General features: G+C 62.2%; 21 protein-coding genes. 15 read left to right on the plus strand and 6 right to left on the minus strand.

Features of this window, described 5'->3' with window-relative positions:
- Positions 1-38 precede the first annotated feature (38 nt).
- Both ACFSNN_RS32440 and ACFSNN_RS32445 read right to left on the minus strand, forming a co-directional pair.
- Positions 39-584, minus strand: a complete 546-nt coding sequence (locus tag ACFSNN_RS32440) for a flavin reductase (protein ID WP_134464842.1) — start codon at positions 582-584, stop codon at positions 39-41.
- Positions 585-778: 194 nt separating this feature from the next.
- Entirely contained in the window at positions 779-2,170 is a 1,392-nt protein-coding gene (locus ACFSNN_RS32445; protein ID WP_134464840.1) for an LLM class flavin-dependent oxidoreductase, read from the minus strand.
- 239 nt (positions 2,171-2,409) lie between these two features.
- Between ACFSNN_RS32445 and ACFSNN_RS32450 the strand changes: the two genes are divergently transcribed.
- Positions 2,410-2,979 (plus strand): helix-turn-helix domain-containing protein, encoded by a 570-nt coding sequence (locus ACFSNN_RS32450; RefSeq protein WP_134464838.1) that lies wholly within the window; start codon positions 2,410-2,412, stop codon positions 2,977-2,979.
- 138 nt (positions 2,980-3,117) lie between these two features.
- On the opposite strand, the gene ACFSNN_RS32455 is transcribed toward ACFSNN_RS32450, so the two are convergent.
- On the minus strand, positions 3,118-3,480 hold the full coding sequence (locus ACFSNN_RS32455) for a BON domain-containing protein (protein WP_134465625.1): 363 nt from the start codon (positions 3,478-3,480) through the stop codon (positions 3,118-3,120).
- Positions 3,481-3,794: 314 nt separating this feature from the next.
- A complete protein-coding gene (locus tag ACFSNN_RS32460; protein ID WP_134464836.1) occupies positions 3,795-5,600 on the minus strand; it encodes an acyl-CoA dehydrogenase in 1,806 nt (601 codons plus the stop codon).
- A gap of 269 nt (positions 5,601-5,869) precedes the next feature.
- Here ACFSNN_RS32460 and ACFSNN_RS32465 point away from each other — a divergent pair, with 269 nt between their 5' ends.
- The 3 genes from ACFSNN_RS32465 (at position 5,870) to ACFSNN_RS32475 (ending at position 8,916) form a co-directional block, all read left to right on the plus strand.
- Positions 5,870-6,643, plus strand: a complete 774-nt coding sequence (locus ACFSNN_RS32465) for an SDR family oxidoreductase (RefSeq protein ID WP_134464834.1) — start codon at positions 5,870-5,872, stop codon at positions 6,641-6,643.
- Positions 6,644-6,729: 86 nt separating this feature from the next.
- Positions 6,730-8,427, plus strand: coding sequence for a long-chain fatty acid--CoA ligase (locus ACFSNN_RS32470; RefSeq protein ID WP_134464832.1), 1,698 nt, complete (start codon positions 6,730-6,732; stop codon positions 8,425-8,427).
- A gap of 171 nt (positions 8,428-8,598) precedes the next feature.
- Entirely contained in the window at positions 8,599-8,916 is a 318-nt protein-coding gene (locus ACFSNN_RS32475; protein WP_208949623.1) for a hypothetical protein, read from the plus strand.
- A gap of 133 nt (positions 8,917-9,049) precedes the next feature.
- Here ACFSNN_RS32475 and ACFSNN_RS32480 read toward each other — a convergent pair whose 3' ends face one another.
- Positions 9,050-9,961, minus strand: coding sequence for a LysR family transcriptional regulator (locus tag ACFSNN_RS32480; protein ID WP_134464830.1), 912 nt, complete (start codon positions 9,959-9,961; stop codon positions 9,050-9,052).
- A 113-nt stretch (positions 9,962-10,074) separates the two neighbouring features.
- Between ACFSNN_RS32480 and ACFSNN_RS32485 the strand changes: the two genes are divergently transcribed.
- The 9 genes from ACFSNN_RS32485 to ACFSNN_RS32525 all read left to right on the plus strand — a co-directional run bounded on the left by ACFSNN_RS32485 (position 10,075) and on the right by ACFSNN_RS32525 (position 21,677).
- Positions 10,075-11,205 (plus strand): tartrate dehydrogenase, encoded by a 1,131-nt coding sequence (locus ACFSNN_RS32485; RefSeq protein WP_134464828.1) that lies wholly within the window; start codon positions 10,075-10,077, stop codon positions 11,203-11,205.
- 102 nt (positions 11,206-11,307) lie between these two features.
- On the plus strand, positions 11,308-12,603 hold the full coding sequence (locus ACFSNN_RS32490; RefSeq protein WP_134464826.1) for an MFS transporter: 1,296 nt from the start codon (positions 11,308-11,310) through the stop codon (positions 12,601-12,603).
- A 130-nt stretch (positions 12,604-12,733) separates the two neighbouring features.
- Positions 12,734-13,864 carry a VIT1/CCC1 transporter family protein gene (locus tag ACFSNN_RS32495; protein WP_134464824.1) on the plus strand — a complete coding sequence of 377 codons (1,131 nt, stop codon included), beginning with the start codon at positions 12,734-12,736 and terminating at the stop codon, positions 13,862-13,864.
- Positions 13,865-14,298: 434 nt separating this feature from the next.
- Positions 14,299-15,477, plus strand: coding sequence for a quaternary amine ABC transporter ATP-binding protein (locus ACFSNN_RS32500; RefSeq protein WP_012426915.1), 1,179 nt, complete (start codon positions 14,299-14,301; stop codon positions 15,475-15,477).
- Entirely contained in the window at positions 15,470-16,372 is a 903-nt protein-coding gene (gene choW, locus ACFSNN_RS32505) for a choline ABC transporter permease subunit (protein WP_134464822.1), read from the plus strand. Before ACFSNN_RS32500 ends, choW begins: the two co-directional genes overlap by 8 nt.
- A gap of 7 nt (positions 16,373-16,379) precedes the next feature.
- Entirely contained in the window at positions 16,380-17,378 is a 999-nt protein-coding gene (locus ACFSNN_RS32510) for a GlxA family transcriptional regulator (protein WP_134464820.1), read from the plus strand.
- A gap of 77 nt (positions 17,379-17,455) precedes the next feature.
- Positions 17,456-18,391, plus strand: a complete 936-nt coding sequence (locus ACFSNN_RS32515) for a choline ABC transporter substrate-binding protein (RefSeq protein WP_134464818.1) — start codon at positions 17,456-17,458, stop codon at positions 18,389-18,391.
- A gap of 320 nt (positions 18,392-18,711) precedes the next feature.
- Positions 18,712-21,180: a DUF6531 domain-containing protein gene (locus ACFSNN_RS32520; protein ID WP_134464816.1), complete on the plus strand. Its 2,469-nt coding sequence runs from the start codon at positions 18,712-18,714 to the stop codon at positions 21,178-21,180.
- Entirely contained in the window at positions 21,177-21,677 is a 501-nt protein-coding gene (locus ACFSNN_RS32525) for a hypothetical protein (RefSeq protein ID WP_134464814.1), read from the plus strand. The genes ACFSNN_RS32520 and ACFSNN_RS32525 overlap by 4 nt, the downstream gene beginning before the upstream one ends.
- A 102-nt stretch (positions 21,678-21,779) precedes the next feature.
- Here ACFSNN_RS32525 and ACFSNN_RS32530 read toward each other — a convergent pair whose 3' ends face one another.
- Entirely contained in the window at positions 21,780-22,862 is a 1,083-nt protein-coding gene (locus ACFSNN_RS32530) for a GlxA family transcriptional regulator (RefSeq protein ID WP_012426921.1), read from the minus strand.
- Between the two features lie 300 nt (positions 22,863-23,162).
- Between ACFSNN_RS32530 and ACFSNN_RS32535 the strand changes: the two genes are divergently transcribed.
- Both ACFSNN_RS32535 and ACFSNN_RS32540 read left to right on the plus strand, forming a co-directional pair.
- Positions 23,163-24,557, plus strand: coding sequence for an L-serine ammonia-lyase (locus ACFSNN_RS32535; protein WP_134464812.1), 1,395 nt, complete (start codon positions 23,163-23,165; stop codon positions 24,555-24,557).
- Between the two features lie 111 nt (positions 24,558-24,668).
- Positions 24,669-25,913, plus strand: coding sequence for a sarcosine oxidase subunit beta family protein (locus tag ACFSNN_RS32540; RefSeq protein ID WP_134464810.1), 1,245 nt, complete (start codon positions 24,669-24,671; stop codon positions 25,911-25,913).
- Positions 25,914-25,915: the final 2 nt, after the last annotated feature.

Below are 25,915 nucleotides of genomic sequence, written 5' to 3' on the forward strand. Positions count from 1 at the left end.
CGGGACATCGTGCGGTATATCGTGCGGTTCATCGTCCGTTAACCGGCCGATTCGGCAGCGAGCGCGTCGCTGGCCGCGGCCGCATGCGTCGCGTGCAGGGAGCGCGCGCCGACGCGGTGATAGCGGCGGCCGTAGTAGATCAGCGCGTCGCCTTCGACATGCGTATGCACGGCTTTCACCGCGCAGAAGAACACCGTGTGCGTGCCGACTTCGGTCACCGATTCGATCTCGCAGTCCAGCGAAGCGAGCGCGCCATGCAGGACCGGTGCGCCCGTCGCGAGGGTGTCCCATTGCGCGGCGGCAAAGCGTTCGGCTATCGGCAGCGTGCCGGTGGCGAAGTGCGCGGCGAGCGTCTGCTGTTCGGCGCTGAGCACGTTGACGCAGAGTTTGCCGTTGGCGCGAAAAGCGGCGTTGTTGCGGCTGCCGCGATTGATGCAGACGAGCAGCGTGGGCGGCTCGTCGGTCACTCCGCACACCGCGGATGCGGTGCAGCCGGCCCGACCCGCCGCGCCGTCGCTCGTGATGATGTTGACGGCGGCGCCAAGACCGGCCATCGCGTCGCGGAAGGTGCTCCTGTCAAGCATATGAGCCTCTGCGAAAAAATCGTTGTGTCGCTGCATGACTGGGCGGACGGCACGAAGTGAGAATCCGCATGACGATGCCATCGATAAGGATGACCAGGAACCAGTGCGGCGGCGTAAATAGGCAAGCGGCATCTCGCAGCTTTGCGCCAGGCAGTCGACCGCGCGTGACTGACGCGTGTCTCACGGCGCCGGTGTCAGGCATCGTATGAAATGGGCGCGGCGGCACAATCCGGCGAGCGAAATTTCGCCGCCGTATGGTTCGCGGGCAGACGCGCATGCCCGAAGAGTTTCTCGCGCAACGTGCCGTCACGATACGCATGCTTGTAGGCGCCGCGTTCCTGCAGAACCGGCACGACGTGCGCGATGAAATCCTCGAAGCATTCCGGCGCGACCGTACGCGATAGATTGAAACCATCCACGCCCGCTTCTTCGGTCCACGCGATCAGTTCGTTCGCCACGCGTTCGGCCGAGCCGACCAGCGGCGCCTGACGGCTGCCCAGCACCATCTGTTCGAGCAGCTTGCGTTTGGTCCACTGCGGGCCCGCCGCGCGCGTCATGGCCTCGACATTCGATACGATCGCCTGGCTCTTGCCGGTTTCGATCGGCTCGTCGAGGTCGTAGCGCGCGAAGTCGATGCCAAGCGACGCCGCCGCATGCACGAGCGCCGCCTCGGAGCTGACATAACGGCGGTACTCTGCGTACTTTTCTTGCGCCTCGCTGTCCGTGCGGCCCGTGATGACGGTTTGCCCGAGCAGTACCTTGATGTCGCCGGGATTGCGGCCGCCTGCCACCGCGTGCGCGCGAATATCGTCGACGATCGCCTTCACGGCCGGCCTCGCCTGGCCGTTGACGAACACGCACTCCGCGTGCGCCGCGGCGAACCGTTTGCCGCGCGCCGACGATCCCGCCTGATACAGCACCGGCGTGCGCTGCGGCGACGGCTCGCTCAGATGCATGGCGTCCACCCGATACTGCTTGCCGTGATGGTGGATCACGTGGACTTTCGACGCGTCCGCATACACGCCCTGGACTTTGTCGCGCAACACCGCGCCGTCTTCCCAACTGCATTCCCACAGTTTGTAGACCAGTTCCATGTATTCGTCGGCGAGGTCGTAGCGGTCGTCGTGCGCCATCTGGCCGGTCAGGCCGATCGCGCGCGACGCGCTGTCCAGATAACCGGTGACGATGTTCCAGCCGACCCGGCCGCGCGTCAGATGATCGAGCGTCGACATGCGCCGGGCGAACAGATATGGCTGCTCGACCGTGAGGTTGGACGTGACGCCGAACGACAGATGACGCGTTACCGCCGCCATGGCGGGAATCAGCAGCGTCGGGTCGTTGACCGGCACCTGCACGGCGCCGCGAATGGCTGCGTCGGGGTTGCCGCCGTAGACGTCGTAGACGCCGGCGACATCGGCGAAAAAGATGCCGTCGAACAGGCCCGCTTCGAGCATGCGGGCGTAGTCGGTCCAGTACTGCAGATCCGTATAGCGCGCGGACTGATCGCGCGGATGGGTCCACATGCCTTGCTGGATGTGGCCGACGCAGTTCATGTCAAAAGCGTTGAGAACGATTTCCTTCGGCATGGGGTCTTCCGGCTGGGTGGACGAATGCTCACGGCTGCGCGTTCGAGTCGCGTGCGCTTTTGCGGGTTGCAGTCGCGATCGTTCGTTTAATATAGTGGACGAAAAATCACTATGCAAGACATTGATTTCGGCTTTTAATGAGCGGCGAGGCGAGCGCGGACGTCAGCGCCGATGGCCGCACCGCCTCGATATAATTTGCGGGGCTCATTTTCCTCACTCTCCAACGCGTCCATTTTTCCATGTCCGAGTCCACTGCCATCGATCTGACCCAGGCAATCTCCTTGCGCGTGAAGACCGAGCGCGAGGCGCGCAACTGGTCGCTGAGCGAACTGGCGGAGCGCTCGGGCGTGTCGAAGGCGATGATCAGCAAGGTCGAACGAGGCGAGGCGAGCCCCACCGCGACGGTGCTCGGGCGTCTGTCAGGCGCGTTTGGCCTGACCTTGTCCACCTTGCTGGCGCTTGCCGAGCAGACTGGCGAACGGCTCGTGCGGCATGCGGACCAGTCGGTCTGGCAAGACCCGGAGACCGGCTACACGCGCCGGCGCATCTCGCCACCCACGGGCGGTGTGCTGGAATTGCTGGAGATCGAGCTGCCGCCGGGTGTGAAAGTACCGTACCCGCCGGATGCTTTCGTGTTCCAGCATCAACAGATCTGGGTGACGCTCGGGGTGTTGACCTTCCGGGAGGGCAAGCAGGTTTATCGGCTGGAGGCGGGGGATTGTCTGCAGCTCGGCGCGCCGCTCGAATGCGAATTCTTCAACGCGGGCGAAGACGTGTGCCGTTACGTGGTCGGCCTCGTTCGACGGTAGGCGCTTGCACGTAAGTTTCAACGGACGCTTCAATAAGCGCTTCAAATGCCAGGACGACAGGCAACGCCTCACGTTCGCATCGAGCGACGAGCGGCGTTGCCTGAGGTCACCGGCAAGTCATCAGGTGAAAGCGGGCGCTCAACCTCCGCCGCCGCCTTGCGTGCCGATGGTGAGCCTGTTGTTCACCGACTTCACGCCGGCCACACCTTTCGCCACTTCCTCTGCCTGCGGAATCTGCGCGCCGTCGGGCACCGATCCGGTGATCGTCACCGCGCCGCCACGGGCCCGGACGAACACGTTCGACACGTCAAAACCCTGCGCCTTAGCGAGAGCCTTGCGCACTTGCAGACCCAGCGCGCGGTCTGTCTTCTTGACCGTTTTGGCACTGGGCGCCGCCATGTCGCCGGACGCCATTGCGTCGCTCGCCTGCGCATAGGCGCTGGCCGCCGTTGCCAAACACAATGCGATGCCGAGCGCCTTCAAAAGATTGACTGTTTTCACGTTTTCTCCATCCTCGAAAAGTTGATGTCGCTTCGTTGCATGCAAAAAACCACGCGCTTGCGAGCCCTTTTCCGCCCACGAGGAGCACCCTGTCTTGTAGAAGAGTGATGCCGCGACGCTCCCGGCGCGCTTAAACAATACTCCAGCCGAAGCGCTCATGCTGGAAAAACTGCCCTGAACGCCGCATTGGGAGCCATTCCGGCAATCATGGCCAGGCTTGTGTTGCGCACGTGTGACGACGATGTTCCATATATCGGGTTGGCGGTTTGTCAATGCGCGTCAGTGCGTACCAAGGCGCGCATTGGCGGCGACGCCTAGAACCATTGCGGCGCCATGCCGAGCGTGGTGTCGTCCAGGGTGCGCAAGGTGGCGAGCATCAACGCGACGCGCGGCAGTTCCCAGCGGAAGAACCACTGGCACGCATGCAGCTTGCCGCGATAGAAGTCCGCGTCTGCTTCGCTATGCGAAGCAGGTAGCGCGGCGCTTGCGACAATCGCCTGACGCAGCCATGTCCACGCAATCACGATATGACCGAAGACTTCGAGAAACGCATTCGCGTTGGCGAGCGCGCGTTCGCTCTCATGGGTCAGCGCGGGCAGCAACGCCTCGATTGTGGCAGTCAGATCGGTCCATGCTGCGCCGAGCGCATCGGCGTGCGCGTGCAGTGCCGGATGCTCGCGCGCTCGACCGATTGTCTGCTGCATTTCGCGGGCCAGTTGTTTGAGCGTCGCGCCCTGTTTCATCGTCACCTTGCGGCCTAGCAGATCGATGGCCTGAATGCCGTGCGTGCCTTCGTGAATCATGTTCAGCCGATTGTCGCGATAGAACTGCTCGACCGGATATTCACGCGTGTAGCCGTAGCCGCCGTGAATCTGGATCGCGAGACTGTTCGCCTCCAGACACCATTGGGACGGCCAGGATTTCACCACCGGCGTGAGCAGATCGAGCAGCAGGACCGCTTCGGCGCGCGCGGTTTCGCTCTCGCCGGTGTTCTGTTCGTCGACGAGACGCGCCGCGTACAGGCACAACGCATAAGCGCCTTCCACGTAGGCTTTTTGTGCGAGCAGCATGCGGCGCACGTCGGCGTGTTCGATCAGCGGCAATTGCGGGTCGAGCGGATTCTTGTTGTCGGGGCGGCGTCCTTGCGGCCGTTCGCGCGCGTAATCAAGCGACGCGAGATAGCCGCGGTAGCCCAGCATGACCGCGCCGAGACCCACGCCGATGCGCGCCTCGTTCATCATGTGGAACATGTAGGCGAGACCGTGATGCGGCTCGCCCACCAGTTCGCCGATGCATTCGCCATGTTCGCCGAACGACAGCATGGTCGACGTCGTGCCGCGCCAGCCCATCTTGTGAATCAGTCCCGCAAGGGCGACGTCGTTGCGCGCGCCGAGGCTGCCGTCTTCGTTGACATGGAACTTCGGCACGGTGAAGAGCGAAATGCCCTTGACCCCCGGCGGGCCGCCGGGAATGCGCGCCAGCACCAGATGCACGATGTTCTCGCTCAACTCGTGGTCGCCGCCCGAAATAAAAATCTTGTTGCCGCGAATCGAATAGGTGCCGTCCGCATTGGGCGTGGCGCTCGTGACGAGATCCGACAGGCTCGAACCTGCTTGCGGCTCCGTCAGCGCCATGGTGCCGAACGCGCGTCCTTCAAAGAGCGCTTGCAGATACTTGCGCTTTTGCGTTTCGCTGCCGAAGCGCTCGATCACGTTCGCGTTCGCCGTGGTCAGCATGGCATACGACGCGGTCGCGATGTTCGCGCTCTTAAAGAGCGACAGACACGCAAACGAAATCACCGACGGCAACTGCATGCCGCCCCATTCGTAGTCCTTGCCCGCGGCGAGAAAGCCGGTGGCGCGCATGGCGTCGAGCGCGTCTTTCACCTGGGCGGGCAGGGTGACGCGTTGTCCGTCGAACTGCGGCTCGTGTTCGTCCGAGAGACGGTTGTGCGTCGCGAACTTTTCCACGGCGACCGTATGCGCGGTGTCGAGCGCCGCGTCGAAGGTCTCGCGGCTGTGATCGGCGTGACGCGCGCGGCGTGTGAGCGTCTGTGCTTCGAGTACTTCGAACAACTGAAACTCGAGATCACGTGAGTTGATGATCTGCGCATCTTGCATGAGAGAAGACCCGTGAAAAAGTAAGCCGCCATGCGGAACATTGACCTAAGGCAAAGCGTAAAAGCGCCCTCGAACATATCGGCTCGGTGCGGTTGAAACGCGCGGCGTTCGGGTAATTCCCGATGCTTCGCCACCCACTTATGCATGTCAGTTTATCTCGAAAGTGAATGATCGTGCTTTTATTTACACGCCGAATTTCGGCAAGTATTATGGGCGCAAAACACGGCATACCGATCTGCATAGCAGAACAAATCTGGAGGAGCGACGCAATGTCTGTGAAGGACCTGTTTCAACTGGACGGCAAGGTGGCACTCATCACCGGCGGCTCGCGCGGCCTCGGTCTGCAAATGGCCGAGGCACTCGGCGAAATGGGCTGCCGCGTCGCCATCACCGCGCGCAAGGCCGACGAACTTGCCGAAGCGAAAACGCATCTGCAACAACTCGGCATCGAAGTGCAAACGGTGGTCAACGATCTGCAGCGCTTCGAAGGCATCCCCGGTCTCGTGGATGAAGTACTGGGCGTGCACGGCCGCATCGATATTCTCGTCAACAATGCGGGCGCGACATGGGGCGCACCCGCCGAAGACTATCCCGACGAAGCGTGGCACAAGGTCATGAACCTGAACGTCAACGCGCCGTTCTTTCTCGCTCGCGAAGTCGGCAAACGCAGCATGATCCCGCGGCGCGCCGGCAAGATCGTCAATATCGCTTCGGTGGCGGGCTTGAAGGCTTCGCCACCGGGCATGAACACGATTGCGTACAACACCTCCAAGGCCGCCGCGATCAATTTCACGCGGGCGCTCGCGGCGGAGTGGGGCAAGTACAACATCAACGTCAATGCGATCTGCCCGGGCTTTTTTCCTTCGAAGATGACGGCGGGTCTGCTCGACAAGCTCGGAGAAACGATCGTCTCGCATACGCCCTTGCAGCGTTTGGGCGGCGAAGAAGATCTCAAAGGTCCGATCGTGTTTCTCGCGAGCGAAGCGTCGCGCCACATCACTGGCCAGGAGTTCGCGGTGGATGGCGGCGCGATCATCATCTGAGCGTCACGCGGGTCTGACGCGGCGCTGTGAATCAAGCGCGCGGCGGTAAACCAACGCGCACCGACAGTAAAAAGCTGGAGACACTGATGAACGAACGCCATCGCCCGCATTGGCCACCGCAACTGCCACTGCACTTGACGCTGCCCGAGACCAATCTCTTCTACAACGCCGAAGTCTCGGCGGCGCGTTATCCCAACAAGCCGTTCATCGTCTTCTACGACACTGCGATCACGTTCGCCGAGTTCAAGGACGAAGCCGAACGAATCGCGGGCTTTCTGCAACAGGAGTGTCGGGTCAAAGCCGGCGACCGCGTGCTGTTGTATATGCAGAACAGCCCGCAATGGATCATCGCCTACTACGGCATCCTGCGGGCGAACGCGGTGGTGGTGCCGGTCAATCCAATGAACATGACGGGCGAACTGGCGCACTACGTCGAGGACAGCGGCGCGACCACGATCATCGCGCCGCAATGCCTGTTCGCGAACGTCGAGCCGTTGATCGGGAGCGGACCTGGCAAGGGCATCGAGCACGCAATCGTCGCGACGTATAGCGATTATCTGAAGAAGACCTCGCCGATCCCCGTGCCTGAATTCGTCGCTGCGCCACGCAAGACGTTCGCGATTGCCGGCGTGACGTCCTGGCAGCAGATGCTCGATCGACACATTGCGCCGGGGCCGCTCACCACCGGTCCCGACGATCTGTGCGTGATGCCTTATACGTCGGGCACCACCGGCAAGCCCAAAGGCTGCATGCATACGCACCGCAGCGTGATGAGCACGGCGCTCGGCGGCTGCGTCTGGTTTTCGTCGCCGCCGGACGGCGTTTATCTGTCCGTGCTGCCGCTCTTTCACGTGACCGGCATGCAAGGCGGCATGAACAGCGCGGTCTTCTCCGGCGCGACCATCGTGCTGTTGCCGCGTTGGGATCGCGAGGCCGCCGCGCTATGCATGCAGAAATATCGCGTCACCGCATGGCAGTCCATCTCGACGATGATGGTCGATTTCCTCTCGAACCCGAAGCTCGACGAATACGATCTGTCGAGCCTCACCGGCACGCGCGGCGGCGGCGCGGCGATGCCGGACGCGATTGCCAGAAAGCTCAAGGCGCTGACCGGGCTCGACTATGTCGAAGGCTACGGCATGACGGAGACGATTGCCGGCACGCACATCAATCCGCCGCATCGTCCGAAGCCGCAGTGCCTGGGCATTCCCGTGTTCGACGTGGACTCGCGCGTGATCGATCCGGTTTCGCTGGAGGAACTGCCGCAAGGCGAAACCGGCGAGATCGTCACCCATGCGCCGCAAGTCATGCAGGGCTACTGGAGAAATTCGAAGGCGACGGCGGACGTGTTCATCGAACTCGACGGCAAGCGGTTTTTGCGAACCGGCGATCTCGGCCATATCGACGAAGACGGTTATTTCTTCATGACGGACCGTCTCAAACGTATGATCAACGCGTCCGGTTACAAGGTATGGCCGGCTGAAGTCGAGGCGCTGATGTACCGGCATCCGGCGATTCACGAGGTCTGTGTGATCGGCGTGAAGGACGAAAAACGCGGCGAGACCGTGAAGGCGCTGGTGGTGCCCGACGCCGCGCACGCGGGCACGATTACTGCGCAGGAGATCATCGACTGGGCGCATGAGCAGATGGCCGCGTACAAGGCTCCGCGCATCGTCGAGTTCGTGGCGTCGCTGCCGAAGTCGGGCAGCGGCAAAATCTTGTGGCGCACATTGCAGGAAGAGGATGCGGCGCGCGTGGCCGGCTCGCGAGATTCGTCTGCTTGATGCAACGCCCGCTCGTGGTGTTGAACTGACTCTTTTGATGGTTTGCCTGTAAGCTTTGAGCGCGAGTTCGTACTGAGTGTCGTGCGCGGCTCGCGGCGGTGAACAGAAGACTCACAGGCAAGCTTGAATGCGCCTGACTGCTATTGCCAACTTTCGAGAGGGGAATTGAAAATGAAGAGCTTTGCCATTAAACAGATCATGCTCGGCGTTGCCGTTATCGCCATGGTCGCCGGCACCATTCCGCTCGCCGCGGCTCAAAGCGCGAGCGACGCTGCCATGTCGGCCGCGCCCGGCATGGCGGCGAGCAGCGCGAAACCCACCAAGGCGGAGCGCAAAGAGGCGCGCAAACAAGCCCGGGCCAAGAAGAATGCCGAGTTGAAGAAACTCGAAGATGCAGGTTATCAGCCGGCTCAAAATGACCCGAACTATCCGGACAAACTGCAGAAAGCGCAGAAGAAGGCCGGCGTTGGAGCAGGCGCGAGCCAGTAAACGCCCAAACAGCCATCGCTCAGGCAGCCGCGCGGCAGGATTGAACGTCGCGCGGCTGCCGGTACGGATCGCCTTCGCGGGTCATGCAACGCGACTCTGCCCACTTCAGCCGCATCTACTCCACGACCCACACTCAACGCGTGCCGAGCGTCTCGACCAGCATGTCGACGAACGCCTTGACCCGCGCCGTCATCTGTAACTGATGCGGATACACTGCATAGATATCCGCGCCCGGCGTGCGGTAGTCGGGCAGAACATGGACGAGCCGGCCATCGGCGAGATATTCCGCGATATCCCATTCGGCGCGCATCAGAATGCCTTGGCCGTCCAGCGCCCACTTCACCGCGATTTCGCCGTCGTTGGTGGTCAGGTTGCCGCGCACGCGCACTGTCTCGGTCTTTTCCGCGGCGCCGCGTCCGCTGGTCAGACGCCAAACGCCGTAAGCGTCGCCGCCCTGGCGAATGCCGATGCAATTGTGCTGCGCCAGGTCCGCCGGACTGCGCGGCGCGCGCCGCTCGGCAAGATAGCGCGGCGAGGCGCACAGCAGGCGCCGGTTCGACGCGACCCGGCGCGCGATCACGCGGGCATCCGGCGGTTCGCCGAAACGCACGCACACGTCGAAGGCGTCGTCGCTGAGCGGCGGCGGATCGACCGAAAGCTGCAACTGCACATCCACCTCGGGAAAGCGCCGCACGAACCGCGAGATCAGCGGAGCCACGTGGCTGCGGCCGAAACCGAGCGTCGCGTTCACGCGCAGCAGGCCTTTCGGCGCCGCCTGCGAACCGCCGAGTAACTGCGCGAGGTCGTCCATCTCGCTCAGAATGCGCCGCGCGCGCGTCAGATACAGTTCGCCCTCCGGCGTGAGGCTCATGCGCCGCGTTGTGCGGTTGACGAGCGAGACGGCCGCCCGCGATTCCATCTGCGCCAGATGCTTGCTCACGGCCGCCGTGCTCAGTCCGAGTTCGCGCGCGGCCGCCGTGAGGCTGCCGCTCGCGGCGAGCGTCGAGAAAAAAGCGAGATCGTCCGGCTGGATCGACGAGGTCATGAAGCGGCCTATTGTTAACCTGAAGTTAAGGATGCTTTGAGTCTAGCAGCGTTTTTCCAGGCAGTGGACGTTCTACGATGCGCTCCATGCTTTCAACATCATGGAGATACCCAATGAAGACCTATCGCATCGCAACCATTCCCGGCGACGGCATCGGCAAGGAAGTCGTACCCGCCGGCCGGCGCGTTCTGGAAGCCATCGCCGCGCGCAGCGACGCCTTCGGTTTCGAGTTCGAGAATTTCGACTGGGGCGGCGACTACTACCGCGAGCATGGCGTGATGATGCCGGCCGACGGACTCGATGCGATTCGTCACAAGGACGCGATTCTGTTCGGCTCGGCGGGCGATCCGGATATTCCCGATCACGTGACGCTGTGGGGTCTGCGCCTGAAAATCTGCCAGGGCTTCGACCAGTACGCGAACGTGCGCCCCACGCGCATCCTGCCCGGCATCGACGCGCCGTTGAAGCGCTGCGGACCGAAGGATCTCGACTGGGTGATCGTGCGCGAGAACTCGGAAGGCGAATATGCCGGCGTGGGCGGCCGCGCGCATCAGGGCCATCCGATCGAAGTCGCCACCGATGTCTCGATGATGACCCGCGCGGGCGTCGAACGCATTCTGCGTTTCGCGTTCCAGCTCGCGCAATCGCGGCCCCGCAAGCTGCTCACAGTGATCACCAAGAGCAACGCACAACGTCACGCCATGGTCATGTGGGACGAGATCGCCGTGCAGGTCTCGAAGGAGTTTCCGGACGTGCGCTGGGACAAGGAACTCGTCGACGCCGCCACCGCGCGCATGGTCAACCGGCCGGCCACGCTCGACACGATCGTCGCCACCAACCTGCACGCCGATATTCTCAGCGATCTGGCCGCGGCGCTGGCCGGCAGTCTCGGCATCGCGCCGACCGCCAATCTCGACCCCGAGCGCCGCTATCCGTCCATGTTCGAGCCGATTCACGGCTCCGCGTTCGACATCATGGGCAAAGGTCTCGCGAATCCGGTCGGCACTTTCTGGTCGGTGGTGATGATGCTGGAGCATCTCGGCGAGCACGCCGCCGCACAGCAATTGATGGCGGCAATCGAGCGCGTCACGGCGGACCCGTCGCTGCACACGGGCGACCTGGGCGGCATAGCCACGACCATGCAGGTGACCGATGCCGTGTGCGCGATCCTGGCGGCGGGATCGCCGACCAATGCGTCTACGTCCGCACCAGCCGAACCGGTTGCGAGCGTCAAGGCCGCCTGAAGCCGGCTGCCACGCGCAAAGAGTCACGCAAAAACATAACGCCCGGACGAACGCGTCACTGGCGATCTCACTGCATCGAGCAGAGCTTGAGTGGAGACAGGTATGAACAATGAACTGCAGGCCCGAGTGGTGCGCAAGCTGACCTGGCGCATCCTGCCTTTCGTGATGCTGCTTTACTTTGTCAGCTTTCTCGACCGGGTGAACGTCGGCTTTGCGGCCATCACCATGAACAAGGATCTCGGCCTCACGCCGACCATGTTCGGGCTCGGCGGCGGCATTTTCTTCCTTGGCTATTTTCTGTTCGAGGTGCCGTCAAACCTCATCCTCAACAAGGTCGGCGCGCGCATCTGGATCGCCCGCGTGATGGTGACGTGGGGGCTGGTTTCGGCGGCCTCGGCATTCGTGGCGGGGCCGACTTCGTTCTATACGCTGCGCTTTCTGCTCGGCGTCGCCGAAGCCGGATTTTTTCCCGGCATCATCCTGTATCTGAGCCAGTGGTTTCCCGCTCGCCAGCGCGCCGTCGCGGCCGCCGCGTTCATGGCGGCCGCGCCGCTCTCGACGGCCATCGGCTCGCCGATTTCCGGCGCGATCATGCAGATGCCCGCATTGTTCGGCCTGAAGGACTGGCAGTGGCTGTTCGTCATCGAAGCGATTCCCGCCGTGCTGCTCGGCTTCGTGGTGTTGAAGGCGCTTACCGATTCGCCGGACAAAGCCAGATGGCTCGCCGCCGATGAAAAAGCGTGGCTCATCGCCACCTTGCGCGAAGAACGCATGGGACGCGAATCGCAGGCAGGCCATGCCGCCGGTGCGCTCGCCGCGCTGCTTGACTCGCGTGTGTGGATCATGTCGATGATCTATTTCGGCACCTCCGCGGGCCTCTACACGCTTGGCTTGTGGGCGCCGCTCATCATTCGCCAGTTCGGTTTCAGCGCGCTCGGCACCGGCGCGTTGAATGCGATTCCGAGCGTGCTGGCGGTACTTGGCATGGTGGTGTGGGCGCGTCATTCGGACCGCCGCGGCGAGCGCACGTGGCACGTGGTGATTCCTTGCGTGGCGGCGGCCATTGGGCTTGCCTGGGCCGGTCTCGCGGATACGGCGGTTGGCGTCGTGCTGGCGCTGGTGGTGGTGAACGTCGGCATCAGCGCGGCGAAGGCGCCGTTGTGGGCGATGCCGAGCACTTTTCTCTCGGGTGCGGGGGCCGCCGCCGGCATCGCCATGATCAATTCGATCGGCAACCTGGGCGGCTTCGTCGGACCGTTCGCGATCGGCTGGCTCAAAAGCGTGACGGGCGGCTATGCCGCCGGGCTCTATGTGGTGGCGGCGAGTCTCGTGGTTTCGGCTCTGCTTACGTTGGCGGTCGGCCGGCGCGGGTATCGGACCGCGCACGCGGCGCAATGATCCAGCGCGGTCGAATGGTCATGAGAAGCGTTGTCGTTCTCGCTCACGACGCGCTTTAGGGCTTTGATCTTTTGCGTATCTGAATCGATTACGCTTTGGTGCTGTGGACTCGATACGCGGGCACAGCATCATGGCATCCAGACGCGAAGTAAAACGATACAAAGCCAATCTCTCCGATGAACTGCACAGCGCCGCGCTGTACGAAACGCTCGCGAAGGTCGAGACAGACGGCACTCGCAAGCAGGTCTACAGCGAGCTCGCCAGATCCGAGCGCGATCATGCGCAAGTCTGGGCCAACAAACTGAGAGCCAACGGACTCGATCCGAAAGGCACCGGCCAGGCCGTCAAAACGCGTTTGATGAAAGGACTGGTCCGCCTGTTCGGTGCGGGCTTCGTGCTGCCCACGCTGGCGGCCGCGGAATATGCCGATCGCAACAAATACCAGGGGCAGCCGGACGCGGGCCGCATGTCGGCCGACGAACATCATCACGCCGCGATGGTGCAGGCGCTGGCTCACGGCGGCGGCGACGCGAGTCTCGCGCCGGGCGCGCGGATTGCCGCGGCCGAGTCGTGGCACAAGGGCGCGGGATCGGGCAACGACTTGCGCGCCGCCGTGCTCGGCGCCAATGACGGCCTCGTCTCGAACTTCTGCCTGATCATGGGCGTGGCCGGCGCGGGCACCGGCAACAAGGCGATTCTATTGACGGGACTGGCGGGGCTCATCGCCGGCGCGTGTTCGATGGCGCTGGGCGAATGGCTCTCGGTGACCAATGCGCGCGAGCTGGCCAGCACGCAGATCGCGAAAGAGGCGCAAGAACTCGAAGAATCGCCGGAAGCCGAAGAGCACGAACTTGCGCTGATCTATCGCGCCAAGGGCCTCGACGCGGGCGAGGCCAAACGGGTTGCCTCGCAAATGATGCGCGACAAGAGCAAGGCGCTCGACACGCTCACTCGCGAAGAACTCGGACTCGATCCGGCGGAGCTGGGCGGCAATCCATGGTCCGCGGCGGGCGTGTCGTTCTGCCTGTTCTCCGTGGGCGCGATTTTTCCGGTGATGCCGTTTCTGTGGACGCATGGGTACAGCGCGATCATGCAATGCGTGGTGCTCAGCATGCTGGCGCTTGCGTCGATCGGCGTGTTCACGTCGCTTTTCAACGGACGCAGCGCTGGGTTCTCCGCGTTGCGGCAGGTCGTGATCGGACTGATCGCGGCTGCGTTCACGTTCGGGGTGGGACGGTTGCTGGGCGTGTCGGTGTCGTGAGCGCTTGCCTTGGCGAGCGCATTTCGCCGTTGCATGGCAGGAATAACGGTTTTTTCGGCTGACGTTTCGGGTACGTGCGCTTGCTGCGCTGCGGCAACAAGGCTTGAAGACCTCCGCGAATAGCGTTTTTCTGCATCGGATGTCCTCCACTTGCTCGAACGCGACATGCCTCAGAACGCGCCTCGACATCCGCCAAACCCTTGCCCCACAAGGCTGTGCACTCCATCCGCCAACGCGCCCAAAAAACGGGTGTCGCATTTCCACATGTGCCTGTCGCAAATAGTCGGCTAGCGATACTTTTTTCTGGCAACTATGTATGCACAGCGCGGACGAGCGTTTGTCACCGCAACAACTATCTTGCATGGGGCCGAGTAAGTGTTTTTAGCTGTCGTTATGCTAAAGCGCCAACTTCGGTCGACATAGGAGAGTATTCAATGAATTCCCCCAAGGTCGTGGTCGAAGGGTTGTGCAAGGTGTTCGGCACCAACCCGAAACAGGCGATCGGCATGCTGGCAGGCGGCGCGACGAAAGAGGAAGTGTTCGCGCGCACCGGTCAGATTGTCGGCGTCCACAACGTATCGTTCGAAGTCAAGGAAGGCGAGATCTTCGTGCTGATGGGCCTGTCCGGCTCCGGCAAGTCGACGCTGATCCGCCTGATCAATCGCCTCGTCGAGCCGACGGCCGGCAAGGTGCTGATCGACGGCCGCGACGTGGCCAGCGTGCCGCGCTCCGAGCTGACGGCGCTGCGCCGCAAGGACATGAGCATGGTGTTCCAGTCCTTCGCGCTGATGCCGCAGCGCACCGTGCTGTCCAACGCGGCGTTCGGGCTCGAAGTGGCGGGCGTGGGTCGCAAGGAACGCGAGAAGCGCGCGATGACCGTGCTCGAGCAGGTCGGCCTCGCGCCGTTCGCGCAGAAGCTGCCCGCGCAACTGTCCGGCGGCATGCAGCAGCGCGTGGGTCTCGCGCGGGCGCTGGCGGTCAACCCGTCGCTGATGATCATGGACGAGGCGTTCTCCGCCCTCGATCCGCTCAAGCGCAAGGAAATGCAGAACGTGCTGCTCGATCTGCAACGCGAACAGCAGCGCACCATCCTGTTCGTGTCGCACGATCTGGAAGAGGCGATGCGCATCGGCACCCGGATCGCGATCATGGAAGGCGGCCGGGTCGTGCAGGTCGGCACGCCGCAGCAGATCATCACCAATCCCGCCGACGATTACGTGCGCGCCTTCTTCGAAGGCATCGACACCAGCCGTTATCTGACCGCCGGCGACCTGATGCAGACCGACGCCGTGCCGCTCATGCAGCACTCGCCGCAGATCGACGCGTCGAGCGTGGCCGCCACGCTCAACGGCAGCGCCGACTACGCGTTCGTGCTGGACAGCGAGCGCAAGATTCGCGGCTTCGTATGCCGCGACGCGATGGGCAGCGCCTCGCCGCAGGTCAACCAGATCGAATGCATCCGCCGCACCACGCCGCTCGACGATGTGGTCGAACTCGTGGTGGCGAGCCGCGCGCCGCTGCCGGTTGTCGAAGCCGACGGCTCCTACTGTGGTTCCGTCAACAAGACGAACGTGCTGAACGTTCTCACGCGCCATCGGAGTTCCCATGTCTGAAATCATTCCACTTGGCGCCTGGGTCGATCACGGCGTTCACTACCTGCTCGACCACGACGCAAAAACTTTCGATTCGATCGGCAAGGTGATCGAGAGCTTTGCCGCGGTGATCGAACACGGCTTGCAAGCCGTGCCGATGTGGGCGCTGATGGCGTTCTTCGTCGGCATCGGGCTATGGCGGGTGGGCTGGCGTTTCGCGCTCTTCACGCTGCTCGCCATGCTGCTGATCTACGGCACCGGGTTCTGGGATCAGATGGTGATCACGCTCGGCCTGACCTTGTCGTCGACGTTGATCAGTTTGCTGCTTGGCGTGCCGCTCGGCATCTGGACCGCGAAGAGCCGTACCGTCGAGATGATCGTGCGCCCCGTGCTGGATTTGATGCAGACCATGCCGGCGTTCGTCTACCTGATTCCGGCCGCGATGCTGTTCGGTCTCGGCCGCGTGCCGGGGATTCTCTCCACGGTGATTTTCGCCATGCCGCCGGCGGTGCGTCTCACGTCGCTCGGCATCAAGCATGTGAATCGCGAGATCGTCGAAGCAGGGCAGGCGTTCGGCTGCACGCCGTTGCAACTGCTCTACAAGGTGCAGTTTCCGAATGCGCTGCCGTCCATCATGACCGGCGTCAACCAGACCATCATGATGGCGCTCTCCATGGTGATCATCGCGTCGATGGTGGGCGCGGGCGGCCTCGGCAACGACGTGCTGGCCAGTATTCAGCGGCTAGACATCGGGCTCGGCTTTGAAAGCGGACTCTCGGTGGTGATGCTCGCGATCATTCTGGACCGCATCACGGAAAGCTTCGGCCGTTCGCCGGGCACGGCGCGCGCGCCGCTGCTGTCGGGCCTGCGCAGCGTCATGAAAGTGCGCCGCGAGCCGGCTGCGCAACACGGCTGAGCCGCCTATGAAGCGCGATGCGCTCACGCCTGTCGAGTCCGAGGCCGATTCTCCGCTGTCCGGGCTCGCGCACGTCGGCTTTCTGACGCTGCCGAACTTTTCGATGATCGCCTTCACCAGCGCGGTCGAGGTGCTGCGCATGGCCAACTACGTGGGCCGCGCGCAGCACTACCGGTGGTCGGTGATCACGCCGGACGGCGAGCCCGCGCGAGCGAGCAACGGCATCACGGTGAAGCCCACCACGACGCTCGCTGAAGCGGGCATGCCGGATGTGCTGATCGTCTGCGCCGGCTGGCACGTGCGAGACTACGTGAACGACACGGTGATCGCGCTGCTGCGCGAAGTCGCGGAAAAGGGCGTACCGCTCGGCGGTATTTGCACGGGACCGTATGCATTGCTGGCCGCGGGCCTGCTCGACGGCTATCGCTGCACCGTGCACTGGGAAGACATGTCGCCGTTGCACAAGAGCTACCCGCACGTGCGTTTCGCCGACGAACTGTTCGTGATCGACCGCGATCGCATGACCTGCACCGGCGGCACCGCGCCGCTCGACCTGATGCTGAAACTGGTGGGCATGCGGCTCGGTCAGGCGGTGGCGGCGCAGGTGTCCGAGCAGTTCATCGTCGAACGGATTCGCGGCTCGACCGATTACCAGCATATTCCCGTTGACGCGCGGGTCGGTTTCTCACGCGCGGAACTCGTCGAGGTGGTACGGCTGATGGAAGCGAATATCGAGGAGCCCTTATCGCTCGACGAACTCGCGCGGCTCGTGCATCTGTCGCAGCGGCATTTGCAGCGCATGTTCAAGATGTTCCTGAGCGTGTCGCCGACGCACTATTACCTGACGCTGCGATTGCGGCGCGCGCGCGAGTTGCTGCGGAATACGGATGCGTCGATTGCGCGCGTGACGACCGTGTGCGGTTTTCATTCGGCGTGTCATTTCAGCAAGGCGTATCGCGCGCAGTTCGGTCATGCGCCGAGCGTCGAGCGGCGCTTGTCCGCTTAGTGTTTGCGTAATGAGCGGCAAAAAAACAATCCGCTTCATCCAATCCAGTCAAACATCAATCACCCTGAGGGAACGCCATGAAACGTTTGTGGGCTGCGTCGTTGTGCGCGCTGTCTGTGTCGTCTGTGTTGGCCGCGGAACCTGCCACTTGCCGCGACGTGCGATTCGCCGACGTCGGCTGGACCGATATCGCGGCGACTACCGGGCTGGCGTCGACCGTGCTCGAAGGGCTCGGCTACAAGCCGACCAAGACGATCGCTTCGGTGCCGATCACGTTCGCCGGCGTAAAGAGCAAGCAGATCGACGTGTTCCTCGGCTACTGGTCGCCGACCATGGACCCGATGATCGACCCGTTCAAGAAGTCCGGTCAGCTCAGCGTGTTGCCGACGCCGAATCTGACCGGCGCGAAATACACGCTGGCGGTGCCGGATTACGCGTATCAGTCCGGCATCAAGACGTTCGCCGACATCGCGAAGAACTACGACAAGCTCGACGGCAAGATCTACGGGATCGAGCCGGGCAACGACGGCAATGCGTTGATCAAGAAGATGATCGACGCCAATCAATATGGGCTCGGCAAATTCAAGCTGGTGGAATCGAGCGAGGCGGGCATGCTGGTCGAAGTGAACCGCGCGATCCGCGACAAGAAACCGATCGTGTTTCTGGGCTGGGAGCCGCATCCGATGAACGTACAGATGAAGATCGATTATCTGTCCGGCGGCGATGCGGTGTTCGGCCCGAACTATGGTGAAGCCAAAGTGCTGACGGTGACGCCGAGCGATTATTCGACGCGCTGCCCGAACGTCGCGAAGCTGGTGTCGAATCTGCAATTCACGACCGACATCGAGAATCACGTGATGCTGCCGATCATGAATAAGACCGATCCGAACAAGGCCGCACGCGAATGGCTGAAGGCGAATCCGGCGGTGCTGGACAAGTGGCTGGCGGGGGTGAAGACGTATGACGGGAAGGATGGGTTGCCGGCTGTGAAGGCGTATGTGGCGGGGAAATAGGTGGGATTTGTAGCATTTGGCGGGCAGGGACGTTCGCGCAGAAATGTCTCTACGCCGCCTCGTTTGTTCTTGTGCTTGCAACCTCCCTGACGCTTAACCGGAAATTTGCCAGGCCGATGTCGGATCGGACATTTCCATAGAGTAGCTCGGCGTTGTCTGGTCATTGCGATTCAATGTTCCTTCAACGTGCGTCGGGCTTTTTCGACTCGCGTTAGAGTCGGCGCAAGCATGTTGTAATTTTAGGAGTTGTCGGATATTTCGGTTGTGCCTGTTCCTATAGGGTGCTTGGGCTTTACCAAGTACAACTAATAGGAGCAACGATGATAAGAAACAGAATTAACGAGAGTTCAGCGGGAATGGCGGCCCGCTTGCTGGCCGCGTTCATGCTGCTAATCATGGCGTTCGGGGCGAACGCCGCTGATTGTAATGCGGTGTGGGCGGCCACTGGCGCAAAGCCAGGTTCACCCACTTGCCGGTGGGATGCTTACGCCGGTGTACCTGGCGGCATACAGTACTACAACTGCGTGAGTTTGCCGCTGATCGACGCGTGGTGCGCGACACCGGCGGATGATCAGCCTGAGGCCAGTTGTCCGGTTGCTGACCCGGTATATCCCGGCAGCGGAGCAGTCACGTTGACGGAGGCCGACTTTGTCAGCGGCGACGAGATTCCGATGCTTTTCGCGCGGACGTATCGTTCAAAGTCGCTGACAGCATCGGCGACGGCGATGGGGCCGGTCTGGTTCCATAGCTGGCAGCGTAACCTCGGACTAGCGAATGCCAATAACGGCAGCACGTCAACGGTGCTGGTCTATCGGGAGAGTGGTGAGCCCATTACTTTCGTCTGGTCGGCTGGTACCTGGCGCACCAAGGCCTTCACCGGTTTGGCGCTGGCGCAGACCGGTTCTGGATGGACACTCACCGACCTCAGCACAGAGACCGTTGAATCGTACTCCGGCCAAGGTGTGCTCCAGACTGAACGCACGAAGACTGGCTTTGTTCGCACGCTGAGCTATGACGGTTCCGGTCTGCTGACCACTGTTACGCAGCATGCCGAAGGCACGGACGCCAACAAAGACATCACGCTTCGGCTTGACTACGACGATAAGCGTCGTCTGTCGCGTCTCAATGATCCACTGGGTGGTCTGACCCAGTACGGATACGACGCGAATGGCAATCTTGTTTCGGTCACGTGGCCGGATGGATACGTGCGCCGCTACGTCTATGACGACACGCGGTTCAAGAACGCATTGACCGGAGAGATCGACGAGTCGGGCAATCGCATTGCGACGTGGAGCTACGATGCTCAAGGTCGAGCGGTGGCGGTGACTCATCCGAATGCTGGACAGAACGTGCAGTTGGCCTACAACGCGGGCTCGACGATTATCACCGGTAGCAAGGGTTCCACCACGCTGAGTTTGTCGTCGATCGGCGGCATGCTCCGGCCTACCGGGAGCGCCTCGACCAAGGGCAATACGAACTCGGGGTGGGATGCATCAGGCAATTTGCTGAAAGACACTGACGCCAGCGGTGGCACGTCTGAATACAGCTACGACGATACCGGGCGGCCGGTTCGGGCGACGGTGAAGAGCACGGGCGGCACATCGATCACCACGATCCGTTACTACGACGCGAGCGGTCTGCGTCCGTCGATGATCGCATCGCCAAGGTTGATCCAGTCTTTCGTGTATGACGCGAACGGCAATGTCACGGGGATAAGTGAGACGCCGACTACCGACGCGACGGGCTCCAGCGCTTTCGATGCAACGAAGACCGATGGGGTGACTACCGCGTACGGCATGACCTACGACGCCTACAACCGGCTTGCGTTTGTGATGCAACTGGCGGACGGAAAGTCCGCGGCTCAGTGGAAGGTCAATCGTGACTCAACGGGTAATGTGTTCGCCATTATCGCGCTAGGAGACATCCCACAAGCGACTGAGTTCATCTCGCGCGACGCGGCACACCGCGTCCAGTACGGCTATAACCCAACGGGCGATTTTTATCTCCGTTATGACCGGCGCGGACGTATCGACAACTTCAAGTTCAATGAATATGCGAGTCCGGCGAACGGCGGAATTCGACGCGTGTTCAAGGCGAGATTCGGCTACTCGCCAGACGGACGGGTTGTATCGCGCACAGGTACGGTTGCGAAGGACGGCAGCGTTCTTGACCTGAACGATGGCACGGACATTCCGGTCTCCAGCGACGAAACCAATCAATGGATCGATAACTATAACTATGGTGACTCGCCGGTGGGGCCGCCTGCGAACCTTCAGGGCGCGCGTCGACTGCTGGGGGATAACTTCCTGGGCACGTCAACCGTATGCAGCGGCTGTCATTTTTCGGCTGGGCTGATCGACGGCACGGTCCGCGGTATCGCGATGGTCTATCGGCTGTTGCAGAACCCAGTTGTGCGCTATGGCATCGGTCAGGGAGCCAGAAAAGCTGCCGAAAACTGGGACCGCATCAAGCAGATGTGCAAGCCCGCTGCGGAGACGGAGGTGGATGGGATTCCGCCGGGGCGGATCAAATCCGAGTATGAAGATATAACGGTCGGTGACAGCGTTCGTAACATTGAAACCGACGTGGGCAAAGCGGAGTTTGAGGCAAACTTGCGCAATGACGGCTGGGAGCAGACGCTTAGCAAGGATGGCAAGATGGATATCTTCACTAAAGATGGGAATCGCTACGGCGTTCGTGACCAGTCGAACCAAGGCCAGCCCACGGCGGATTATTTTCCTGCAGGTTCGAAAGGTGCAACCGTCAAAATCCGCTTGGGGACTTTATGAGCAAGATTGATCACATCGACGACCGCGAGATATTCACGCCGCTTTGGCAGCGTGCACGTGAGTGTATGGAGCGGGTATCAGTCACCCCGGCATCGGAGTTGTTGCACTGTGACTCTTCTAACATTGCGACGCAGGTTTTCCACGATCTTGTCCGGAACATTGCGGCGTTCAATGGAACCGGAAAGTTCGCTGTTGTGGTTCTCAATCCGGACCCGTTCAGCTACTTCAATATGCATTTCGGCAAGTACCCGGGATTCATAGTCGAGCCGCAACATTCCGACGACGATTTCTTCGAAATACTGATGAAGGACCCTGGCGACAGTCCGGCTGATGCGATCGGTGTTTATTCGGAGCAGTATGCAGTCTTGCCGATTTCGGGAGAATGGTTCTTCTATGCCGATCGAGGATGGGACGGCGGAACCGGCGTTCTCGGTGGTCCTCCGGATGTCATGAAATTTGCTCGGCAACATTTCGGGTTTTACGAGAACCCGCGTTGAGTTTTTGATTTTTCGCCGTCGCGCGCGTGTCCCGATCAACAGTCCGTGACACGCGCGCATACCAGAGGCGTGTCTGGCAGTGCCATGGCGCGTGAGACAACCTCAAATCGCCTGCGCCCGCCCCGGAAACGTCTCGTCATAATCCCCACTATCCTCAGCTTCCGCCGCCGTGCCACGCTGCTCGCGATACATCATCGGCGGCAAACCGAATTGCTTGCGGAATTCCCGCCCCAGATGCGAAGCATCGGAAAATCCGCAACTCGAAGCGATATCCGCCACCGTCTTATCCGAACTCGTCAACAACCACGCGGCTGTCCGCAACCGCACCTGCTTCGCGTAGGCCTGCGGCGCCTTGCCCGTTTCCGCCTTGAAAAGCCGCTCCAACTGACGCGGCGAAAGATCGAGCTTGCCCGCTAGTTCATCGAGCGACAGCGAGCGCCCCACATGCTGCTCCATCAGCAGGATCGCGCGCTTGACCTTGGGATGCGTGGCGGGCGCGAGCCCCGGCGGATGCGGCTGCGGCGCGTTGCCTTTCTGCATGTCGTCGACGAGCAGAATGCGCAGCGCCTTCTGCACCGTGGCGGTTTCGAAGTGACGCAACAGGATCGCGGCGGCCACGTCGATCGACGCGCGTCCGCCGGAACACGTAATGCGCCGGCGGTCGATCACGAACAGCCGGTCGGCTATCAGCGCCTCCTCGTTCACCGACGGAAAGCGCTCGATGAAATCCCAGTAGTGAAACCAGCTCACGCAAATGCGGTAACCGTCGAGCACGCCCGCGCGCATCAGCGAAAACACGCCCGTGCACATGCCGACGAGCGTCGCATCGGTGGCGGCGGCGCGCCGGATGAACGCGAGCGTGGCGTCGTTCGCGGCCGGCCCGGAATGCAGGAGGCCGCCCACCACCACGACGTAATCGAACGGCTCGGCAGTGTCGAACGTCTCCCACGGCGTGATCTGGATGCCGCAACTCGCGCGCACCGGAGCAAGGGTTTCCCCTATCACGCTCCACGAGCAGCGCACGGGCTTGCTGAAATCGCCTTCATCGGCGGACAGACGCAGCAGGTCGACGAAACCCGAAAACGCGGTCAGCGTGAAGTTCGGCAACAGGATGATGCCGAAGCGGATGCGCTGCTTCGAAGTGCCGTCGATCGATTGAGGGGGAAGCGGTTCAGCGGAATTCATGCATGCAGCCAGCAAGGGAAAGGGTTGGATCAAGCATAGCACCGCGCCGGGTGCGTCCTGCGCCCGGCATCATGCAGCAACCCGGGCGGCAGCGCCAGCCATGCTCGCGGCGGCCCGCGCGAACTGTGGGCCTTTCGCAAATGCGTCAGGACTCGTCGTAAAAGCGCCGTGCCGCTTGGCGCGCGGCTTTGTTGACGCCACTATCCCACTGCCATGCCGTTTTTATTCTATCGGTTCAATTTGACCTGCGGTGCAATAGAGGCCAATCCACCCAAAGCATCGCAACGCACAAGGCACGCCATGAACGTCAGCGTCTTCGATCTGTTCAAGATCGGTATCGGTCCGTCGAGCTCGCACACCGTGGGGCCGATGATCGCTGCATGCCGCTTCGCGTCGCATATCGAAGACGCCAATCTGCTCGGCTTCGTGCGCGGCGTGAAGGTCGACCTGTTCGGCTCGCTCGGCGCGACCGGCAAGGGCCACGGCACGGACAAGGCGGTGCTGTTGGGACTCGAAGGCAATCTGCCCGATTCCATCGACCCGGACCTGATCGAGCCGCGCTTGCAAGCGATCCGCGCGACAAAACAACTGGTGCTGCTCGGCAAGCACCCGGTGAAATTCGACGAGCGGGAGCATCTGGGCTTTTTCCGCAAGCTGATGCCGGGTGCGCCGGGTTCGGGCGTCGTGCATCCGAATGGCATGCGTTTTCAGGCGTTTGATGAGAACGGCCAACTGCTGGTGGAGAAAGAGTATTACTCGGTCGGCGGCGGCTTCGTGGTGAATCGCGAAGGCGATCGCGTGAACGGCGTGCGCGCCGGCGCTGACGTGCCGTATCCGTTTCGTACCGGCGACGATCTGATGCGCGTGTGCCGTGAAACCGGATTGTCGATCGCGCAGATCACGTTGCGCAACGAATGCGCGTCGCGTCCCGAACAGGAAGTGCGCGAAGGCTTGCTGGCGATCTGGCGCACCATGTCCGCGTGCGTCGAACGCGGCTGCAAGGTGCGCGGCGAGTTGCCCGGTCCGATGCACGTGAAGCGCCGCGCGGCCGATCTGTGCGGACAATTGCGTTCGCGCTCGGAAGAGTCGCTGCGCGATCCGCTTTCCATGCTCGACTGGGTCAACCTCTACGCGATGGCCGTCAACGAAGAAAACGCGGCGGGCGGCCGCGTCGTGACGGCGCCGACCAACGGTGCGGCCGGCGTGATTCCCGCGGTGCTGCACTACTACGTGAAGTTCATGCACGCGTCGAACGACGAGGGCATCGTCAACTTCCTGCTGACGGCGGCGGCGATCGGCATCATCTACAAAGAGACGGCGTCGATCTCGGGCGCCGAAGTGGGCTGCCAGGGCGAAGTGGGCGTGGCCTGTTCGATGGCTGCCGCGGCGCTTGCCGCCGTGATGGGCGGCACGCCGACGCAAGTTGAAAACGCCGCCGAAATCGGCATGGAACACAACCTCGGCATGACCTGCGATCCGGTCGGCGGGCTCGTGCAGATTCCGTGTATCGAACGCAACGCGATGGGCGCGATCAAGGCGCTGAACGCCGCGCGCATGGCGATGAAGGGCGACGGCCAGCATTACGTGTCGCTCGACAACGTGATCAAGACGATGCGCGAAACCGGCGCGGACATGAAGACGAAATACAAGGAGACGTCGCGCGGCGGATTGGCCGTCAACGTCATCGAATGTTGAGAACGGAATCGCGAAGTAAAGCAGGGAAAGCCGCAAATAGTAAAGCAGGAACCTGAGAGGCAGCATCAGCACCAGCGTCAGCATTCAGCACAGTACCCACAAGGATCAACGATGAGCCGCTATTCGATATTCAGCCTGTTGCGCAACGGGATGTCGTATCACGAGAACTGGGAGCGACAGTGGAAGAGCCCCGAGCCCAAACGTGAATACGACGTCGTGATCGTCGGCGGCGGCGGGCATGGTCTTGCCACCGCGTATTACCTCGCCAAGGAACATGGCGTGCGCAACGTCGCCGTGCTGGAGAAGGGCTGGATCGGCGGCGGCAATACGGCGCGCAATACGACCATCGTGCGCTCGAACTACTTGTGGGACGAGTCCGCTGCGCTCTATGAAAAAGCGATGAAGCTGTGGGAAGGGCTCTCGCAGGATCTGAACTACAACGTCATGTTCAGCCAGCGCGGCGTGATGAATCTCGCGCACACGCTGCAGGACGTGCGCGACACCGAGCGCCGCGTGAATGCGAACCGGTTGAACGGTGTGGACGCCGAATTCCTCACGCCCGCGCAGATCAAGGAAATCGAGCCGACCATCAACTTGAATAGCCGCTATCCGGTGCTGGGCGCATCGATCCAGCGTCGTGGCGGCGTGGCGCGTCACGATGCGGTGGCCTGGGGCTTCGCGCGCGGCGCGGATCAGGCCGGCGTCGATATCGTGCAGAACTGCCAGGTCACGGGCATTCGCCGCAACGGCAGTCAGGTGGTCGGCGTGGACACCACGAAGGGTTTCATCAAGGCGAAGAAAGTCGCGATCGTCGCGGCGGGCAATACCTCGACCCTCGCCGACATGGCCGGCGTGCGGCTGCCGCTGGAGAGCCATCCGTTGCAGGCGCTGGTGTCGGAGCCGATCAAGCCGGTGGTCAACACGGTGGTGATGTCGAACGCGGTGCACGCGTATATCAGCCAGTCCGACAAGGGCGATCTGGTGATCGGCGCGGGCGTCGACCAGTACACGGGTTTTGGGCAGCGCGGCAGTTTCCACATTATCGAAGGCACGCTCGAAGCGATCGTCGAAATGTTCCCGGTGTTCTCGCGCGTGCGGATGAACCGCCAGTGGGGCGGCATCGTGGACGTCTCGCCGGATGCGTGCCCGATCATCAGCAAGACCGACGTGAAGGGGTTGTACTTCAATTGCGGTTGGGGCACGGGCGGCTTCAAGGCGACGCCGGGTTCCGGTTGGGCGTACGCGCACACCATTGCGAAGGATGAGCCGCATGCGTTGAACGCGGCGTTCTCGCTGGACCGTTTTTATACCGGCCACCTGATCGACGAACACGGCGCCGCCGCTGTTGCCCACTAACG

Origin of the sequence: Paraburkholderia dipogonis (assembly GCF_042680985.1) — a bacterium.
Classification (GTDB): Bacteria; Pseudomonadota; Gammaproteobacteria; order Burkholderiales; family Burkholderiaceae; genus Paraburkholderia; species Paraburkholderia phytofirmans.

Coding starts and splice junctions, on each gene's coding strand:
- ACFSNN_RS32440 (WP_134464842.1), bottom strand. CDS start 584: ATGCTTGACAGGAGCACCTTCCGCGACGCGATGGCCGGTCTTGGCGCC.
- ACFSNN_RS32445 (WP_134464840.1), bottom strand. CDS start 2,170: ATGCCGAAGGAAATCGTTCTCAACGCTTTTGACATGAACTGCGTCGGC.
- ACFSNN_RS32450 (WP_134464838.1), top strand. CDS start 2,410: ATGTCCGAGTCCACTGCCATCGATCTGACCCAGGCAATCTCCTTGCGC.
- ACFSNN_RS32460 (WP_134464836.1), bottom strand. CDS start 5,600: ATGCAAGATGCGCAGATCATCAACTCACGTGATCTCGAGTTTCAGTTG.
- ACFSNN_RS32465 (WP_134464834.1), top strand. CDS start 5,870: ATGTCTGTGAAGGACCTGTTTCAACTGGACGGCAAGGTGGCACTCATC.
- ACFSNN_RS32470 (WP_134464832.1), top strand. CDS start 6,730: ATGAACGAACGCCATCGCCCGCATTGGCCACCGCAACTGCCACTGCAC.
- ACFSNN_RS32475 (WP_208949623.1), top strand. CDS start 8,599: ATGAAGAGCTTTGCCATTAAACAGATCATGCTCGGCGTTGCCGTTATC.
- ACFSNN_RS32480 (WP_134464830.1), bottom strand. CDS start 9,961: ATGACCTCGTCGATCCAGCCGGACGATCTCGCTTTTTTCTCGACGCTC.
- ACFSNN_RS32485 (WP_134464828.1), top strand. CDS start 10,075: ATGAAGACCTATCGCATCGCAACCATTCCCGGCGACGGCATCGGCAAG.
- ACFSNN_RS32490 (WP_134464826.1), top strand. CDS start 11,308: ATGAACAATGAACTGCAGGCCCGAGTGGTGCGCAAGCTGACCTGGCGC.
- ACFSNN_RS32495 (WP_134464824.1), top strand. CDS start 12,734: ATGGCATCCAGACGCGAAGTAAAACGATACAAAGCCAATCTCTCCGAT.
- ACFSNN_RS32500 (WP_012426915.1), top strand. CDS start 14,299: ATGAATTCCCCCAAGGTCGTGGTCGAAGGGTTGTGCAAGGTGTTCGGC.
- choW (WP_134464822.1), top strand. CDS start 15,470: ATGTCTGAAATCATTCCACTTGGCGCCTGGGTCGATCACGGCGTTCAC.
- ACFSNN_RS32510 (WP_134464820.1), top strand. CDS start 16,380: ATGAAGCGCGATGCGCTCACGCCTGTCGAGTCCGAGGCCGATTCTCCG.
- ACFSNN_RS32515 (WP_134464818.1), top strand. CDS start 17,456: ATGAAACGTTTGTGGGCTGCGTCGTTGTGCGCGCTGTCTGTGTCGTCT.
- ACFSNN_RS32520 (WP_134464816.1), top strand. CDS start 18,712: ATGATAAGAAACAGAATTAACGAGAGTTCAGCGGGAATGGCGGCCCGC.
- ACFSNN_RS32525 (WP_134464814.1), top strand. CDS start 21,177: ATGAGCAAGATTGATCACATCGACGACCGCGAGATATTCACGCCGCTT.
- ACFSNN_RS32530 (WP_012426921.1), bottom strand. CDS start 22,862: ATGAATTCCGCTGAACCGCTTCCCCCTCAATCGATCGACGGCACTTCG.
- ACFSNN_RS32535 (WP_134464812.1), top strand. CDS start 23,163: ATGAACGTCAGCGTCTTCGATCTGTTCAAGATCGGTATCGGTCCGTCG.
- ACFSNN_RS32540 (WP_134464810.1), top strand. CDS start 24,669: ATGAGCCGCTATTCGATATTCAGCCTGTTGCGCAACGGGATGTCGTAT.